The organism is Gilliamella sp. wkB308 (genome assembly GCF_001690185.1).
GTDB lineage: Bacteria > Pseudomonadota > Gammaproteobacteria > Enterobacterales > Orbaceae > Gilliamella > Gilliamella apicola_I.
Window position 1 is genome coordinate 67,902 of record NZ_LZGN01000034.1, and the last position, 16,974, is coordinate 84,875.

General features: G+C 37.1%; 12 protein-coding genes. 7 read left to right on the plus strand and 5 right to left on the minus strand.

Annotated elements, in window-relative coordinates:
• Positions 1-10: 10 nt before the first annotated feature.
• From ileS to folE, 4 genes are all read right to left on the minus strand, one after another.
• Positions 11-2,818, minus strand: coding sequence for an isoleucine--tRNA ligase (ileS, locus tag A9G10_RS04940; RefSeq protein ID WP_065558504.1), 2,808 nt, complete (start codon positions 2,816-2,818; stop codon positions 11-13).
• 38 nt (positions 2,819-2,856) lie between these two features.
• Positions 2,857-3,795 (minus strand): bifunctional riboflavin kinase/FAD synthetase, encoded by a 939-nt coding sequence (ribF, locus tag A9G10_RS04945; RefSeq protein WP_065558505.1) that lies wholly within the window; start codon positions 3,793-3,795, stop codon positions 2,857-2,859.
• 199 nt (positions 3,796-3,994) lie between these two features.
• A complete protein-coding gene (locus tag A9G10_RS04950; RefSeq protein WP_065558506.1) occupies positions 3,995-4,507 on the minus strand; it encodes a hypothetical protein in 513 nt (170 codons plus the stop codon).
• A gap of 14 nt (positions 4,508-4,521) precedes the next feature.
• Complete coding sequence (folE, locus tag A9G10_RS04955; RefSeq protein WP_065558507.1) at positions 4,522-5,181, minus strand: GTP cyclohydrolase I FolE; 660 nt, start codon at positions 5,179-5,181, stop codon at positions 4,522-4,524.
• Positions 5,182-5,384: 203 nt separating this feature from the next.
• Between folE and polA the strand changes: the two genes are divergently transcribed.
• From polA to asnB, 6 genes are all read left to right on the plus strand, one after another.
• Positions 5,385-8,159 (plus strand): DNA polymerase I, encoded by a 2,775-nt coding sequence (gene polA, locus A9G10_RS04960; protein ID WP_065558508.1) that lies wholly within the window; start codon positions 5,385-5,387, stop codon positions 8,157-8,159.
• A gap of 270 nt (positions 8,160-8,429) precedes the next feature.
• Positions 8,430-9,860, plus strand: a complete 1,431-nt coding sequence (gltX, locus tag A9G10_RS04965) for a glutamate--tRNA ligase (protein ID WP_065558509.1) — start codon at positions 8,430-8,432, stop codon at positions 9,858-9,860.
• Positions 9,861-9,919: 59 nt separating this feature from the next.
• Positions 9,920-11,530, plus strand: coding sequence for an intermembrane phospholipid transport protein YdbH family protein (locus A9G10_RS04970; protein WP_065558510.1), 1,611 nt, complete (start codon positions 9,920-9,922; stop codon positions 11,528-11,530).
• A gap of 14 nt (positions 11,531-11,544) precedes the next feature.
• Positions 11,545-11,730, plus strand: coding sequence for a YnbE family lipoprotein (locus A9G10_RS04975; protein WP_065558684.1), 186 nt, complete (start codon positions 11,545-11,547; stop codon positions 11,728-11,730).
• Between the two features lie 112 nt (positions 11,731-11,842).
• The gene (locus tag A9G10_RS04980) at positions 11,843-12,187 is read left to right on the plus strand and encodes a YdbL family protein (RefSeq protein WP_065558511.1); all 345 of its coding nucleotides are present in this window, start codon (positions 11,843-11,845) and stop codon (positions 12,185-12,187) included.
• 230 nt (positions 12,188-12,417) lie between these two features.
• The gene (gene asnB, locus A9G10_RS04985) at positions 12,418-14,091 is read left to right on the plus strand and encodes an asparagine synthase B (RefSeq protein ID WP_065558512.1); all 1,674 of its coding nucleotides are present in this window, start codon (positions 12,418-12,420) and stop codon (positions 14,089-14,091) included.
• A 90-nt stretch (positions 14,092-14,181) separates the two neighbouring features.
• Here asnB and satP read toward each other — a convergent pair whose 3' ends face one another.
• The gene (gene satP, locus A9G10_RS04990) at positions 14,182-14,760 is read right to left on the minus strand and encodes an acetate uptake transporter (protein ID WP_065558513.1); all 579 of its coding nucleotides are present in this window, start codon (positions 14,758-14,760) and stop codon (positions 14,182-14,184) included.
• 233 nt (positions 14,761-14,993) lie between these two features.
• Between satP and dnaK the strand changes: the two genes are divergently transcribed.
• Positions 14,994-16,913: a molecular chaperone DnaK gene (gene dnaK / locus A9G10_RS04995; RefSeq protein ID WP_065558514.1), complete on the plus strand. Its 1,920-nt coding sequence runs from the start codon at positions 14,994-14,996 to the stop codon at positions 16,911-16,913.
• The last annotated feature ends 61 nt before the right edge of the window (positions 16,914-16,974 follow it).

The window sequence follows — 16,974 nt, forward strand, 5'->3', positions numbered from 1 at the left end:
CATTCAATTATTAGGCGAAATGTCTAACTTCACCATTACCATGAATGTTTTCTTCACAGCGTTTACATAAATGTGTTGTTGGGTCATTATCAATGGTGTAATGCCAACAGCGAGGACACTTATCACCTTGCGCTTTAGAGAGCTCGATTTTTAGACCGGCTATATCACTTTGTACTGCCTGTTGTGGCGCACTGTCTAGTGGTTTCACGCTGGCTTGTGATGTGAGTAGTACAAAGCGTAATTCGTTCTCTAATTTAGCGAGTGCTGTGGCAATCTGATCGTCTGCATAAAGGGTAACAGTGGCTTCAAGAGAACCGCCAATCACTTTATCGTTACGACCTTGTTCTAGCACTTTGTTTACTTCGCTACGAATTGATAAAATTTGTGCCCAATACTCACTATTTAATGTTTCGTTATCGGATAAACTAAATAGTTCGTTATACCATTCATCTTCAAATACAAACTCTGATTTTTCAGCTGAAGGTAAATATTGCCAAATTTCGTCAGCGGTAAATGATAATACTGGTGCTATCCAACGTACCATTGCTTGAGCAATATGATATAACGCAGTTTGGCAACTATGACGAGCAACGCTATCACTTTTTGCGGTGTACTGACGATCTTTAATAATATCTAAATAGAATGATCCCATTTCAATTGAACAGAATTGCATAATACGTTGTACGACTTTATGGAAATCATAGCTTTCGTAAGCTTGGATAATTTGATCTTGTGCCTCTTTTGCCATGCTGACCGCCCAGCGATCCAGTACCACCATATCTTCAGGTTTGACCATGTCTTTAGCTGGATCGAAGCCGTTTAAGTTAGCCAGTAAAAAGCGAGCTGTATTACGAATACGACGATAGCTATCTGCGGCTCGTTTGATGATTTCGTCAGAATAGCTCATTTCACCCGAATAATCGGTCGAAGCAATCCATAAACGTAAAATATCCGCTCCGAGTTTACCCATAACTTCTTGTGGGGTAACGATATTGCCTAACGATTTAGACATTTTTCGACCTTGACCGTCAACCACAAAACCATGAGTTAACACTTGCTTATAAGGAGCTTTGTTATCAATCGCTGTTGATAGCATTAAAGATGACATAAACCAACCACGATGCTGATCTGAACCTTCTAAATACATGTCAGCTTCGTGCCCTTCAAACTCAGGGCGTACACCGACTACCGAAAAGAAAGTTGATCCTGAATCAAACCAGACATCAAGGGTATCTGGGACGTTGCGATAATCGTCTGCATCGGGGCCAAGCAAATCTTTGATATCTGCATCCCACCACGCTTGGATACCGTGTTGTTCAACTAATTTAGCGACTTTTTCAACAAGTTCCAGAGTATCGGGGTGTAGCTCTTCGGTCTCTTTGTGGACAAATAACGTCATTGGTACGCCCCATGTACGTTGACGAGAGATACACCAGTCAGGGCGATTAGCAACCATTGTTTCAATTCGTGCTTGTCCCCAATCCGGAATCCAGCGGACTTGTTTAATTTCTTTTAATGATTGGGCACGTAAACCTTGTTTATCCATGCTAATAAACCATTGCGGTGTTGCACGATAAATAACCGGAGTTTTGTGACGCCAACAACATGGATAGCTGTGTTCAATATTTTCAAAATGAAGTAGCGCATTGTGGTCTTTTAATATGTCGATCACAACTTTATTCGCTTTAAATACAAATAAGCCATCTAAACCTGCACCAGTGCCTGGTAAATAGCACCCATTGCCACCAACAGGGTTTGCAACTTCAAGCCCATATTTTTGACCAACTAAAAAGTCTTCCGCACCATGGCCGGGTGCAGTGTGCACCGCACCAGTACCAGCGTCAACCGTAACATGTTCACCAAGTACAATGGGTTCATCAAAATCAAGGAAAGGATGCTTAAAGCGTAATAGTTCAAGCGCATCACCTTTACAGCTGCCAAGTACTTTCCATTCTGAAATTTCGGCACGTTTCATGACGGATTCGACCAGATCAGTGGCTAAAATTAAGCATTCTTTATCATTTATTTGTACCAGTTGATACTCAAATTCAGCATTTAAGGCAATGCCTCGGCTAGCGGGTAATGTCCAAGGTGTTGTCGTCCAAATCACGGCATAAATAGTTAAATCGGTATGAACGCCAAATTTACTTGCAACAGCTTGGTTATCCACGGCTTTAAATTTTACATCTATAGCGGGTGAAGATTTATCATAATATTCTACTTCCGCTTCTGCTAACGAAGACATACAATCAGTACACCAGTAAACAGGTTTTGCTCCTTTGACTAAATGCCCGTTTTTGATGACTTTACCTAATGCTCGAATAATATTCGCTTCCGTATCGTAATTCATTGTACGGTAGGGATTTTGCCAATCACCCAGTACACCCATACGTATAAAATCAGCTTTTTGTAGTTCAACTTGAGAAGCAGCATAGTCACGACAAATTTGGCGAAACTCAGCAGGCGTTACTTTTACGCCTGGTTTGCCGACTTGTTCTTCAACTTTTTGTTCGATAGGCAGACCATGACAGTCCCACCCTGGAATATATGGGGAATCATAACCGCTTAAACCTTTTGATTTAATAATAATATCTTTAATAATTTTATTAACTGCATGACCTATGTGAAGTTTGCCGTTTGCATAAGGAGGACCATCATGCAAAATAAAGGCTTTTTTCCCTTTTTTTACTTGGCGGATTTTGCGATAAAGTTCTTTATCGTACCAGTTTTGCAACATCGCCGGTTCACGTTTGGCAAGATCACCTCGCATTGGGAAACCGGTTTCCGGTAAATTCAATGTATTTTTATAATCTGTCATGCTGATTTATTCCAGTTAATTTTGTTGATACTACTTTCTTAATTGGTTAATTGTGCACTGATCTTTTTCGCAGTGCAAACATCTTGTGTAATTTGTTCTTTCAACGCTGTTATAGAGTCAAATTTTTTCTCGTCTCGTAATTTTTCGAGGAAGGTTACGTCTAAATATTGTCCATAAATATCACCCGAAAAGTCAAATAGATTCACTTCTAAAATGGCTTTTTTTCCTTGAATAGTTGGTCTTATACCAATATTAGCAATGCCATAATAAGATTGTTGGCTACAACAATTTTTGACGTTAACTAAATAGACACCGTGTAAGGCTGGTTTTTTGCGGTGTAGTTGAATATTTGCCGTTGGAAAACCTAATTGCCTTGCTAATGCATTGCCATGAATAACACGCCCTTGAATGCTATACGGACGCCCTAATAGACAACGTGCTAATTCAAAATCATTGTTGAGTAAAGCTTTACGCACCGCGGTACTACTAATTCGTAACTGATTCCAAACGTAGGTTGGCATACTTTCGACAGTAAAATCATTTTTTTGTGCATAATGTTCAAGAAGATGAATATCCCCTTTACGTTCAAACCCAAACCGAAAATCATCACCAATAATAATATATTTGGCCCGTAACTGATTTATCAACCACGCTTGAATAAAGTCATCAGCAGACATTTTGGCAAAGGTTTGAGTAAACGGAACAGCAATAATATAGTCGATACCGAGTTTTTCAATAAAAATCACTTTTTCTTGAAATGAAGTTAATCGGGAAGGGGCATTTTCCAAACAAAAAAACTCTAACGGTTGCGGTTCAAATAGCATAACCACGGTTGGTAGATTTAATTTTTTACCTTGGGTGATTAAATGGTTAATTAATTGCTGATGTCCTAAATGTATGCCATCAAAATTGCCCAATGTCAGTACGCACTGGGAAAATTGATTTTTTAAATTAGCAATACCGCGAATGATCTTCATGAAAATGTGTTATTTAACTGTGTAATTTAACTCAAGTAGCCGAGAATTATACCAATCTTTCTTGAAGATGCACGTAATATAAAGCTGATTTTCGGTTGTTTTGTATTTGAGTTTTAGGTTTTGATTATTGTTAAATATTCAATTCCCATACGATTGTTACAAAAATCCGCTGAATTTAGGTTTACGTCAATTTTGATTGTTACCAAAAAATCCGACAATAAGCCAGTTCATTTGCCCGTTTTTTATATTCAGCTTGTTGCGCTTTAGGAATAAAAAAACGGTTTTTTTCTATCTCTTCGCACTCTTTTACATCACGTTTAATTTGTTCTGCTTCTTCTTTTGAAATTCGAAAGAAAACTGTATTAAATATACCGATTTTTGAATAGTTATCACCATGAAAAGTCACTCTGTTTTCTAAACCAAAATTTCTTTCTGATGGATAAGCGAGTCCATCGAAATTGTCTTGGGGTTTTGTCACTTTTCGCATCGCAATGGTTTGATCATTACCATAAACATAGTTTTCATTGATAAAGTAATTATCCCCTTGTTTACTTATTTCAACAACATTGGCGTACGTTGCAGTATATTTAAAATCGGGACCACCTTCTACCCAAAAACCAATAAATTTATCGTTATTATTAGAATTATTAGATTCCTGTTCAGAGCATGCTGTTATCAATAATACCATAAAAATGAGTGATAAAAATTTCATTGAATATCCTTATATTAAGAGTGATGTAATGCTCTTAAAAATTCTTGTCTGGTACTTGGATTGGTTTTAAATCCGCCACCCAGCGCGGTCGTGGTTGTCATACTGCTTGAATCTTTAATGCCTCTGGCTTTCACACAATAGTGAGTTGCATCGATTGAGACCGCCACATTGACCGTGCCAAGTAAGGTTTGAAGAGCAACGAGTATTTGTTGAGTTAATCTTTCTTGTACTTGTGGTCGCTGTGAAAAAAATTCAACAATTCGATTAATTTTGGATAAGCCAATAACTTTATCTTTAGGGATATAAGAGACGGTGGCTTTGCCGTCAATGGTGACAAAATGGTGTTCGCATACACTGGTTAAGGTAATATCACGAACGGTGATCATCTCGTCGACTTGCATTTTATTTTCAATGAGTGTGATTTTGGGAAAATTTTCATAATAGAGCCCAGAAAAAATTTCATCAACATACATTTTAGAGACACGATGTGGTGTTTCGGCAAGACTGTCATCAGTAAGATCCAACTCCATTAATTTCATGATCTCACGAAAATGTTCTTCGATTTTTGCCTTGCGCTCACTATTATCCATTGCTAAACGACAAGAAGGGGTTTCAAGATTTTTAGCTGCCAGTGCATCTTTAACTTTTTGTGCAGCAAGACTTAACTGTGTCATTAATCGTATACTCAGGTTAAAAAAGATACAGTATTATATAATACTCATTTTGCAATATACAGTTTTTTAAGTTAAAACTTTCTATTAAAACATTGTGTAAATATGAAAGATTTTTACATTTTATTGTTGTAGATAATAAGAATATTGTTGTTAATTGGGGTATACTGTTAACCATTATAGCGAATAACCTTTGGGTAATACTAATGCCAAATAAAACACCAATTATCCTGATTGATGGATCTTCTTATCTCTATCGTGCTTTTTTTGCATGTCCGCCGTTAACCAATGCCAAAGGTGAGCCAACAGGGGCTATTTTTGGTGTCATCAATATGATCCGTAGTCTGATTAATCAGTACAATCCGACACATATTGCTGTAGTTTTCGATGCTAAAGGTGGCTCTTTCCGTAACGAAATCTACAGTGAGTATAAAGCCACTCGTGAGGCAATGCCGGAAAATCTTCGTCCGCAAATTAAACCAATTCACACAATTTTAAAAGCCATGGGTTTGCCTTTACTCTGTATTGAAGGGGTGGAAGCGGATGATGTGATTGGTACACTGGCAAGGCAGGCTGAAAAGGAGAATCTGGACGTTTTAATCAGTACTGGTGATAAAGATATGGCACAGCTTGTCAGTGATAAAATTACCCTGATTAATACCATGAATAATACGGTGCTTGATCCGAAAGGCGTGATGGAAAAATTTGGCGTGCCACCCGAAAAGATTATTGATTATTTAGCATTAAGAGGCGATTCGTCTGACAATATCCCAGGAGTTCCGGGAGTAGGTGAAAAGACGGCTCAAAGTTTATTAACTGAATTTAACAGTGTTAACGATATTTATCAGCGTTTAGATGATATTGAAAAATTATCAATCCGTGGCGCAAAATCGTTAAAACAAAAATTGATTGATAATCAAAAAGAAGCCGAGTTGTCTTATTTGCTGGCAACGATTAAAACCGATGTGCAATTAGATTTTACTAATGAACAGCTCATGTCGAGTGATATGGATGTTAATGCATTAAACGAATTATTTGCCTATTACGGCTTTCATCGTTGGCAAAAAGAGTTGATATCGGGCAGTTTTTTAAAAAACCAAAAAGCATCAGCGGTCAATGTGAACCAGAATATGCCGTTATTGGCGCAAGAACATTCACCTGCCCAAAATAAACAGACTGATTATCAATGCATTTTGACTGATAAACAATTAGAACAGTGGGTAACCAAATTATCGCAAAGTCAGCAATTTGCGTTCGATACTGAAACGGATAATGTCGATCATGTGCATGCTAAATTAGTTGGGATTTCGCTCTGTATCACGCCGCATGAAGCTGCTTATATTCCGCTTGCTCATCAATATCTTGGTGTTCCTGAGCAGTTACCGCTTGATAGCGTGCTGGCAAAATTAAAGCCAGTGCTAGAAAATCCGAAGATTAAAAAAATCGCGCAAAATGCTAAATTTGATTACAGCGTACTGGCTAACTATGGTATTAAAGTACAAGGTATTGCCTTTGATACCATGCTTGAGTCATATGTACTAAATAGTACAGAAAGACACGATATGGATAGCATGGCTAGTCGTTATTTGAATCATAAAACCATCACTTATAATGAGTTAACCAAGCAGGATAAAAAACAAGTGACTATTGATGCTATTGATGTTGAAAAAACGACACAATACGCAGCAGAAGATGCAGATATTACGTTACAATTACATGAAAAACTGTGGCCAGAGTTAGAAAAAGATTCAAAATTAACTAAACTGTTTACTGATATTGAAATGCCTTTGGCCATTGTGTTGGCTGAAATGGAAAGAACAGGGGTATTGGTTGATGCTAAACAGTTAAATGATTATTCCCATGAACTTGCCAAACAGTTAATGGCGACGGAAGCCGAACTTCAATCACTGGCTGGTGAAAAATTTAATCCTGCTTCGCCAAAGCAGATTCAAGCAATTTTATTTGATAAACATCAATTGCCTGTTTTGAAAAAAACGCCAAAAGGTGATCCGTCAACCAGTGAAGATGTGTTGAGTGAATTGGCTAATGAGTACGAATTACCACGTATGATTTTATTTTATCGAGGATTGGCTAAACTCAAAAATACCTATACAGATAAATTACCTTTAATGATTAGTCCTATCGATCATCGTATTCATACGAATTACAATCAAATTGGGACAGTAACAGGACGTTTATCTTCCAATGATCCTAACTTGCAAAATATACCGGTACGCAATGAAGAAGGGCGTCGAATCCGCCAAGCATTTATTGCACCAGAAGGGTATAAGATTATTTCTGCTGACTATTCACAAATTGAATTACGCATCATGGCACATCTATCGCAAGATAAAAGTTTACTCAATGCGTTTGCCCATGACAAAGATATCCACCGTGTGACGGCGAGTGAAGTATTAAGTAAACCTGAATCAGATGTGACGTCGGAAGAACGTAGACGCGCTAAAGCGGTCAATTTTGGTTTGATTTATGGAATGAGTGCTTTTGGATTATCAAAACAGATCAATATTCCTCGTAAAGAAGCGCAATTCTATATCGATCGCTATTTTGAACGTTATCCGGGGGTACAAACTTACATGGAAGAGACGCGTCAATTGGCAGCACAGCAAGGTTATGTCGAAACCTTATCTGGTCGACGTTTATATCTGCCTAAAATCACCTCGACTAACGGCATAGAAAAACGAGGAGCCGAGCGAGCAGCAATTAATGCGCCAATGCAGGGTACCGCGGCGGATATTATTAAAACTGCGATGATAAAAATGAGTGATTGGATTAACAACCAACCGTCTGGCAATATCAGAATGGTGATGCAAGTGCATGATGAATTGGTATTTGAAGTCAAACAAGAATTGGTTGATAAGTACAGTGCACAAATCAAATCCATTATGGAAAATTGTTATCAATTATCTGTGCCATTAAAAGTCGATGTTGGCGTCGGTGATAATTGGGATGAAGCACACTAATTTTTCATCAGCATTAGTAAATTATAAGATGTTTTCTGTTTTTAGATTTAAATGTAGGCTTAAGCTCAAACATCTTGAAAATTTGTGATCGATTTTAAGGCGTGAATAGGCTATTGCTCAAACCTTTTAGCGTGTTAGAATAAGTAACGAAACTGAATTTATATCAAAATGTTATTATTCTGGTTAGTTAGTTAACCGAATTGAATAAAAGAGCGCTGTTAACGCTTTTTTCGTTTACGTGCTCTTTTTTATTATTATTAGGATTATTTCATGAAAATTAAAACCCGTTTTGCACCAAGCCCAACCGGTTATTTACATGTTGGAGGAGCACGTACCGCGCTCTATTCTTGGCTTTATACTCGTCATGCACAAGGTGCATTTGTCTTGCGTATTGAAGATACTGATCTAGAGCGTTCAACGCCAGAAGCCATTGAAGCGATCATGGAGGGGATGAATTGGTTAGAATTATCATGGGATGAAGGTCCTTATTTCCAAACTAAACGTTTTGATCGCTATAATCAAGTGATTGATGAAATGCTTGCTAAAGGAACAGCTTATCGTTGCTATTGCTCAAAAGAACGCTTAGAAAAACTGCGTGAAGAGCAGATGGCGAAAGGCGAAAAAGCACGTTATGATGGCCATTGTCGTTGTGATGAAGTCCAAAAACAACATAACCATAGTGAACCGCATGTTGTCCGTTTTGCCAATCCGATTGATGGTGTTGTCGTATTTAACGATTTAATCCGTGGCCCTATTGAGATTGCCAATAAAGAGCTTGATGATTTAATTATTCGGCGAACAGACGGTTCACCAACTTACAATTTTTGTGTTGTGGTGGATGATTGGGATATGGAAATTACGCATGTGATTCGTGGTGAAGATCATATCAATAATACACCTCGTCAAATTAATATTCTCAAAGCATTAGGCGCACCGCTTCCTGAGTATGGTCATGTATCTATGATTTTAGGGGACGACGGACAAAAATTATCTAAACGTCATGGTGCGGTGAGTGTGATGCAATACCGTGATGATGGCTACTTACCGGAAGCTTTACTCAATTATTTAGTACGCTTAGGCTGGTCACATGGTGATCAAGAGATATTCTCCGTGCCTGAAATGATTAGTTATTTTACCTTAGATGCAGTAAGCAAATCAGCCAGTGCTTTTAATACTGAAAAATTATTGTGGTTAAATCATCATTATATTAATCATTTAGATGCTGATTATGTTGCTCAGCATTTAGTTTGGCATATGAATCATCAAGGCTATGATTTAACACAAGGCCCAGATTTAATCACAATTATTAAATTGTTTGGTGAACGTTGTAAAACACTTAAAGAAATGGCGGAATCATGCCGTTATTGTTACCAAGATTTTGATGATTTTGATGCTGATGCCGCTAAAAAACATTTGCGCCCCGTAGCTAAAGAGCCGTTAGAACTTATCAAAGCTAAAATTGGTGCAATTGCTGATTTTGACTGGCAAATTGATAAAATTCATCATGCTATTGAAGCCACGGCGACTGAACTTGATGTTGGAATGGGGAAAGTGGGAATGCCATTGCGTGTTGCAGTAACAGGAATTGGGCAATCGCCATCCGTGGATGCAACGGTATTTGCCATTGGCAAAAAACGAACACTATCTAGAATTGATAAAGCATTAGCTTATATCGCACAGCGAGAACAGTCACCAGCGTAATATTATTGCATTGCCGAGCAACACTCGGCAATAAACCTTGCTAAGTAGAGAGTTTATTTATGGCTCGCTTGAAAAAACGCTATTGGTTTTCATTTATTTTTATGCTGATTATTTCATTGCTAGGTCTGTTTGGATGGCATTATTGGTTGTCTTTTAAGCAAAAAAATCAGTTAACCTTAGATTGGCATGGCTTCAATATTGGTTTTGATGGGGTATCATTTGATACTTTTACCGTTTCTCAGCAATCACAATTATCTTTAACGGCAAAAAAATTGCATGTTTCTTGGTCAAATCTATCAGCAGAAAATGTAGATATCTATTGGCAGCCCGTTAACGCTAAAGCAGAGAATATTAGCGATCACGGAGTTGATGGCGAGTCTGATCACCTTAATCCATCTGAATTTGATACTTCATCTTTTTCATCAATATTATATTGGTTACCTAAAGCTATTCATATTCATTCGTTGCGATTTTATCAAAACAAAGTGCCTTTGTTTGATATCAAGCTAGATATGGATAAACAGCCACAAGCTATACAGCTTGAGTTATCCACCAATACCCAATATGCTGCAAAGTTATCGACTGTTTTACAATTTAATGAAGCCGATTCGCGTATTGATATTCAACATGGCATGTTTACGACCTCATTAGCTCAATTTGGCATACAAAATGGCGATTTATCCTTACCGTTTAAAGGATCGATAACCCAAAAACAGCTTACACTGACCAATTTGGATAATGCGTCATTTAGCTTAAAAAAAGCGAATGTCTCGGAAGATTTCATTGTTAATGATCTAAGTGGAAATGTCCGCTTTCAAATTCAGTCACCGCTTCCATTTCAATTGGATCAAACCTCAGCGACAGGTCAATTAACGATTAGTCAGTTTAATGGTCTTTATAAAAATAGTGAGATTAAATCGGCAACGGGTAATATTAATCTTTCGGTTAACAACAATAATTTTACGCTTTTCACATCTGATTTATATATTCAAGAAATCAATCTTGGCATTGGTTTTGAAAAAGTTAATGTTGCTGGCGCTTATTCGTCAACTTTAACTGCACCGACTAGCGGTGTCATTACGTGGAAAAAATTACAAGCTAGGCTATTTTCTGGTCAGTTGTCGGTTGATAAAGGAAAATTGAATTTATCCAGATTGCCTCAACAAATTAATGTCAGACTAAAACAAATACAATTAAAAGATATTTTAGCCAAATATCCGGTTGAAGGGCTTGCCGGTAATGGGACGATAGATGGCATCTTACCGATTACATTAAGTGAAGTTAAAAACAAAAATGAGCTATCATATAAGCTGGTCGTTAAAAATGGTCAATTAGTTTCAACTAATCAGGGTGAATTACAGTTTGAAAATTCAGCGCTAAAAGATTATGTAAAAAATAATCCAAATATGAAAATACTCACTGATATTCTTAAAAATTTTCATTATACTAAGCTCTCGAGTAAAGTTGATTACGCTAATGATATTGCTAAGTTAGGTCTGACTATTCAAGGAAATAATTTAGACGTGCAAAATGGTAAAGCGGTGAATTTAAATATCACGCTGGAAGAAAATATCGCTAAATTAATGACCAGTTTACTTTTATCAGACCAAATTAGTGAACCGATTCGTAAACGAATTGAGGCACGATTGAAAAAAAATCATGATAAATGAAAGAGGCTATTTTTATGATACGGAATGTGATTGCAGTCATGGTAGTGAGTAGCGTATTAATGGGATGCTCGCCGACGGTGAGAGTTCAGGCACCCAATGAGCCAATAAACATAAATTTGAATGTTAAAATAGACCATGAAATCAACATAAAGGTTGATAAAGCGTTAGACAATGTAATTAATAAATCTGGTTTATATTAATTATTTATTGAAGATTCACGGTTATATTTTGGTTGGCGTTGTCAAAAGTGAATTAAGAGTGTAAATCACTTTGGCGTTAATGAAATATAAAGTATTTATTAAAGGGGTTATTATGACTATTTATAAAAAGTTAACGATTGCATTATTAACAGCAGCTTTATCTTTACCCGTGTTTGCATTAAATTTAGATCAAGCGATTAACGCATTAAGTCAAGCAAAAGCGAGTGGTTTAGTAGGCGAACAAGAGGATGGCTATTTGGGTGTGGTTAAAAACGAAAGCAATGCAAGTGAAATAGCACAACTCATTAATCAAGCTCGTAAACAAGAATATCAAAAAGTTTCTGCTGAAAGTAAAGTTCCTTTGAACGAAGTTGAAGTAAGGGCAGGAACGAAAGCTCAGGAAAAAATGCCTGCTGGACAATATATAAAACAACAAGGTCAATGGAAAAGAAAGTAATGATGTCATAAAGTCGTTAACTTCTTTTTGCAACGATAGGAAAAGTATCACGACTTGGGACTTTAATTGTTTATAAATAGTGTGTATGCTGTCTACCTTTATTATTTGCGCTTTAAGCTTGGTAAGAATAAAGCGCAAAGTAATTTAAAATAAAAAAATTTTCAAATTTTCATATAGTTATTTTTACGTACAAATAGTATCGCGTTTGCGATTTTAAGTGGAGAAAATCAATGTGTTCGATTTTAGGTATTCTTGATATTAAATCAGATCCGGAACAACTACGAACAAAAGCATTAGAACTATCAAGTCTACAGCGTCATCGTGGGCCGGATTGGTCTGGTATTTTTGCTTCTGATAAAGCAATTCTTGCTCATGAACGTTTATCAATTGTAGATGTTAATACAGGATCTCAACCGCTTTATAATAAAGATAAAACTCTCGTTTTAGCGGTAAATGGCGAAATTTATAATCATCAAGAACTCCGAAATCAGTACAAAGATCGCTATGAATTTCAAACAGGTTCTGACTGTGAGGTTATCTTAGCGCTCTATCAAGAAAAAGGAATTGATTGTCTTGATGAACTACAAGGTATGTTTGCCTTTATTCTCTATGATATTAATAAAGGCACTTACTTTATTGGTCGTGATCACATTGGTATTATCCCAATGTATATGGGACATGACGAAAATGGTACATTCTATGTCGCCTCTGAAATGAAAGCGTTAGTCCCCGTTTGTAAAACGATTGAAGCTTTTCCTCCTGGATGCTATTTATCAAGCACTGAAGGTGAAATTAAAACCTACTATAAACGTGATTGGATGGATTACGAAAACGTCAAAGATAATAAAACAGACATTAATGCGCTTCGAATAGCATTAGAAGAGTCTGTTAAAAGCCATCTTATGTCAGATGTGCCTTATGGTGTTTTATTATCTGGTGGGCTTGATTCTTCCGTTATTTCGGCAATCACTAAAAAATTCTCAGCGCGTCGTGTTGAGGATCATGAAAAATCTGAAGCTTGGTGGCCACAATTGCATTCATTTGCAGTGGGTTTAAAAGGTGCGCCAGATCTTAAAGCAGCACAAGCGGTTGCCGATCATCTTGGTACAGTTCACCACGAAATTAACTTTACTATTCAAGAAGGTATTGATGCCATTCGTGATGTTATTTATTTTATTGAAACTTATGATGTCACAACTATCCGTGCTTCTACGCCAATGTATTTAATGGCAAGAAAAATTAAAGCAATGGGTATTAAAATGGTGTTATCTGGTGAAGGTGCTGACGAAGTATTTGGTGGTTACCTCTATTTCCATAAAGCGCCAAATGCTCAAGAGTTCCATGAAGAAACGGTGCGAAAATTAGCAGCGTTACATATGTATGATTGTGCACGTGCTAATAAAGCGATGGCTGCATGGGGTGTTGAAGCTCGTGTCCCATTCCTTGATAAGAAATTCTTAGATGTGGCAATGCGCATTAATCCGAAAGATAAAATGTGTGGTAGTAACGGAAAAATGGAAAAACACATTGTTCGTGAAGCATTTGAATCTTATTTACCTGCGTCTGTGGTTTGGCGTCAAAAAGAGCAATTCTCTGATGGTGTTGGTTATAGTTGGATCGATACTTTAAAAGAGATTGCAGAAAGCAAAATCACGGATCAACAATTGGAAAATGCAAAATTCCGTTTTCCTTATAATACGCCAACGTCGAAAGAAGCTTACATGTACCGAGAAATTTTTGATGAGCTATTCCCCGTTGAAAGTGCAGCACATTGTGTGCCGGGTGGTCCAACTGTTGCTTGCTCTACGGCAAAAGCGATTGAATGGGATGAGTCATTCAAAAATCTTAATGATCCATCAGGCCGTGCGGCAGTAGGTGTACATAACGATGCTTATAAAAAATAAGCGTTAAATGTCGTTATTCATTGACATAAAAAAACGGGGAATACCCCGTTTTTTTATTGCTCTCATCACTTGTTTTAATAACAGCGACGATTAGTGGGCAGCGCCTTTAGGTGCACCAATTGGTAAAATAGTGCGTCCGTATTGTTCGTTAAGTACTTCAGCCATTGCTAAATAAATCGCACTAGCACCACAAATAATCCCTTCAAAGCCTGCGATATGAATGATACTGTGATTACCAGAAATATTACCAATTGCTAATAACGCAAATAGGACAGTTAAACTAGCAAAAACAAATTGTAATACTCGATTACCTTTTAACGTACCGATAAACATAAATGCGGTGAAAATCCCCCATAATGCAAGGAAGATACCAACAAAGGTTGCATCGGTTGGTGCTGTTGCTGGTGAGGTTGGTAAATACCAAATGCCAACAAGCGCAATCCAAAAGAAACCATATGAAGTAAACGCTGTTGTCCCAAAAGTGTTACCTTTGCGAAATTCTAAAATTCCAGCGATCACTTGTGCTAGTCCACCATAAAAAATACCCATAGAAACGATTGCTGTCATCACAGGGAAAAATCCCGCATTATGAATATTCAATAAAATGGTTGTCATACCAAATCCCATTAGTCCTAGTGGACCTGGATTTGCAAGTTTAGTTTGTTCCATAAGGATCCTATAAAATGTGTCTTATTAAAAAAAGAGCGGCAATAATAAGTGTAGAAAACTTTATAATCAAGATTTATGCAAAAATAATTTTTCATTCCCCCCCTTGATATTAATAATAATGTTCCCATCTATGTGGAAACACTAACATTTCTTTGACTAAATTAAAGACTTGAAAATCACAATTTCAGTCTTATATATAAGAAATAAAATACAGGTTTTGAGGAGAAAAGATTATGGGTAAAATTATTGGTATCGATTTAGGTACAACAAATTCATGTGTTGCAGTAATGGATAATGGTCAAGCTAAAGTTTTAGAAAATGCTGAAGGCGACCGTACAACCCCGTCGATTATTGCTTACACACAAGATGGTGAAATTTTAGTTGGTCAACCAGCAAAACGTCAGGCAGTAACAAATCCGCAAAATACATTATTTGCCATTAAACGTTTAATTGGTCGTCGTTATGAAGATGCTGAAGTACAACGTGATGTGGGTATTATGCCATATAAAATTGTTAAAGCTGATAACGGCGATGCGTGGGTAGATGTAAAAGGTCAAAAAATTGCGCCACCACAAATTTCTGCTGAAGTACTAAAGAAAATGAAGAAAACTGCAGAAGATTATCTTGGTGAGCCAGTAACAGAAGCGGTTATTACCGTTCCAGCTTATTTTAATGATGCGCAACGTCAAGCAACTAAAGATGCGGGTCGTATTGCTGGTTTAGATGTTAAACGTATTATTAACGAACCAACAGCTGCTGCACTTGCTTATGGTTTAGATAAAGATGTGGGTAACCGCACAATTGCAGTCTATGACCTTGGTGGTGGTACATTTGATATTTCAATTATCGAAATTGATGATGTCGATGGCGAAAAAACTTTCGAAGTATTAGCAACTAATGGTGATACTCACTTAGGTGGTGAAGATTTTGACTCTCGTTTAATTAACTATTTAGTTGATGAATTTAAACGTGAACAAGGTTTCGATCTTAAAAATGATCCACTTGCAATGCAACGTTTAAAAGAAGCAGCAGAGAAAGCAAAAATCGAATTGTCATCAGCGCAACAAACTGATATCAACTTACCTTATATCACAGCTGATGCATCAGGCCCTAAACATTTAAATATTAAAGTGACACGCGCTAAACTTGAATCTTTAGTCGAAGATTTAGTTAAACGCTCTATGGAACCAGTGAAAACAGCATTAAAAGATGCAGGTCTTACTGTTTCTGATATTAAAGATGTGATTTTAGTTGGTGGTCAAACCCGTATGCCAATGGTACAAAAAGCGGTTGCAGACTTCTTTGGCAAAGAACCACGTAAAGACGTTAACCCTGACGAAGCAGTAGCAGTAGGTGCTGCGGTACAAGGTGGTGTTCTTGGTGGTGATGTTAAAGATGTATTATTACTTGACGTCACACCATTGTCTTTAGGTATCGAAACGATGGGTGGTGTAATGACTACCTTAATTGAGAAAAATACGACTATTCCAACTAAACATAGTCAAGTATTCTCAACCGCTGAAGACAACCAATCTGCGGTAACGATTCATGTATTACAAGGTGAGCGTAAACGTGCTGGTGATAATAAATCATTAGGTCAATTTAACCTTGATGGTATTCAAGCTGCACCACGTGGTATGCCACAAATTGAAGTGACTTTTGATATTGATGCCGATGGTATCTTACATGTATCAGCAAAAGATAAAAATACTGGTCGTGAACAAAACATTACCATTAAAGCTTCTTCAGGTTTAAGTGAAGAAGAAATCCAAAAAATGGTCAATGATGCGGAAGCAAATGCTGAAGCTGACCGTAAGTTTGAAGAGTTAGCACAAGTACGTAACCAAGCAGATCACCTTGTTCACTCAACTCGTAAACAAGTGACTGATGCAGGCGATCAATTATCTGCTGATGATAAAAAAGCGATTGAAGATGCGGTAACTGCATTAGAAAATGCTGCTCGTGGTGAAGATAAAGCTGAAATTGAAGCTAAAATTAATGCGTTAATGGAAGCATCAAAAAAATTACTTGAATTAGCTCAACAACAAGCGCAAGCAGATCAATCTGCAGGTCAAGCAAATAATGGTAGCGCTTCGGCTCAAGATGATGTTGTTGACGCTGACTTTAAAGAAGTTGATGATGATAAAAAATAATCGTTAACTAAAATGTTTTTTAATGAGTTATTTCAACGAGTTTTAGACATGTAACACATTA

Bases quoted from the DNA above. Each gene is read 5' to 3' on its own strand.
- ribF (WP_065558505.1), bottom strand. From the start codon at position 3,795: ATGAAGATCATTCGCGGTATTGCTAATTTAAAAAATCAATTTTCCCAG.
- polA (WP_065558508.1), top strand. From the start codon at position 5,385: ATGCCAAATAAAACACCAATTATCCTGATTGATGGATCTTCTTATCTC.
- A9G10_RS04950 (WP_065558506.1), bottom strand. From the start codon at position 4,507: ATGAAATTTTTATCACTCATTTTTATGGTATTATTGATAACAGCATGC.
- asnB (WP_065558512.1), top strand. From the start codon at position 12,418: ATGTGTTCGATTTTAGGTATTCTTGATATTAAATCAGATCCGGAACAA.
- dnaK (WP_065558514.1), top strand. From the start codon at position 14,994: ATGGGTAAAATTATTGGTATCGATTTAGGTACAACAAATTCATGTGTT.
- folE (WP_065558507.1), bottom strand. From the start codon at position 5,181: ATGACACAGTTAAGTCTTGCTGCACAAAAAGTTAAAGATGCACTGGCA.
- ileS (WP_065558504.1), bottom strand. From the start codon at position 2,818: ATGACAGATTATAAAAATACATTGAATTTACCGGAAACCGGTTTCCCA.
- gltX (WP_065558509.1), top strand. From the start codon at position 8,430: ATGAAAATTAAAACCCGTTTTGCACCAAGCCCAACCGGTTATTTACAT.
- A9G10_RS04970 (WP_065558510.1), top strand. From the start codon at position 9,920: ATGGCTCGCTTGAAAAAACGCTATTGGTTTTCATTTATTTTTATGCTG.
- A9G10_RS04980 (WP_065558511.1), top strand. From the start codon at position 11,843: ATGACTATTTATAAAAAGTTAACGATTGCATTATTAACAGCAGCTTTA.
- satP (WP_065558513.1), bottom strand. From the start codon at position 14,760: ATGGAACAAACTAAACTTGCAAATCCAGGTCCACTAGGACTAATGGGA.
- A9G10_RS04975 (WP_065558684.1), top strand. From the start codon at position 11,545: ATGATACGGAATGTGATTGCAGTCATGGTAGTGAGTAGCGTATTAATG.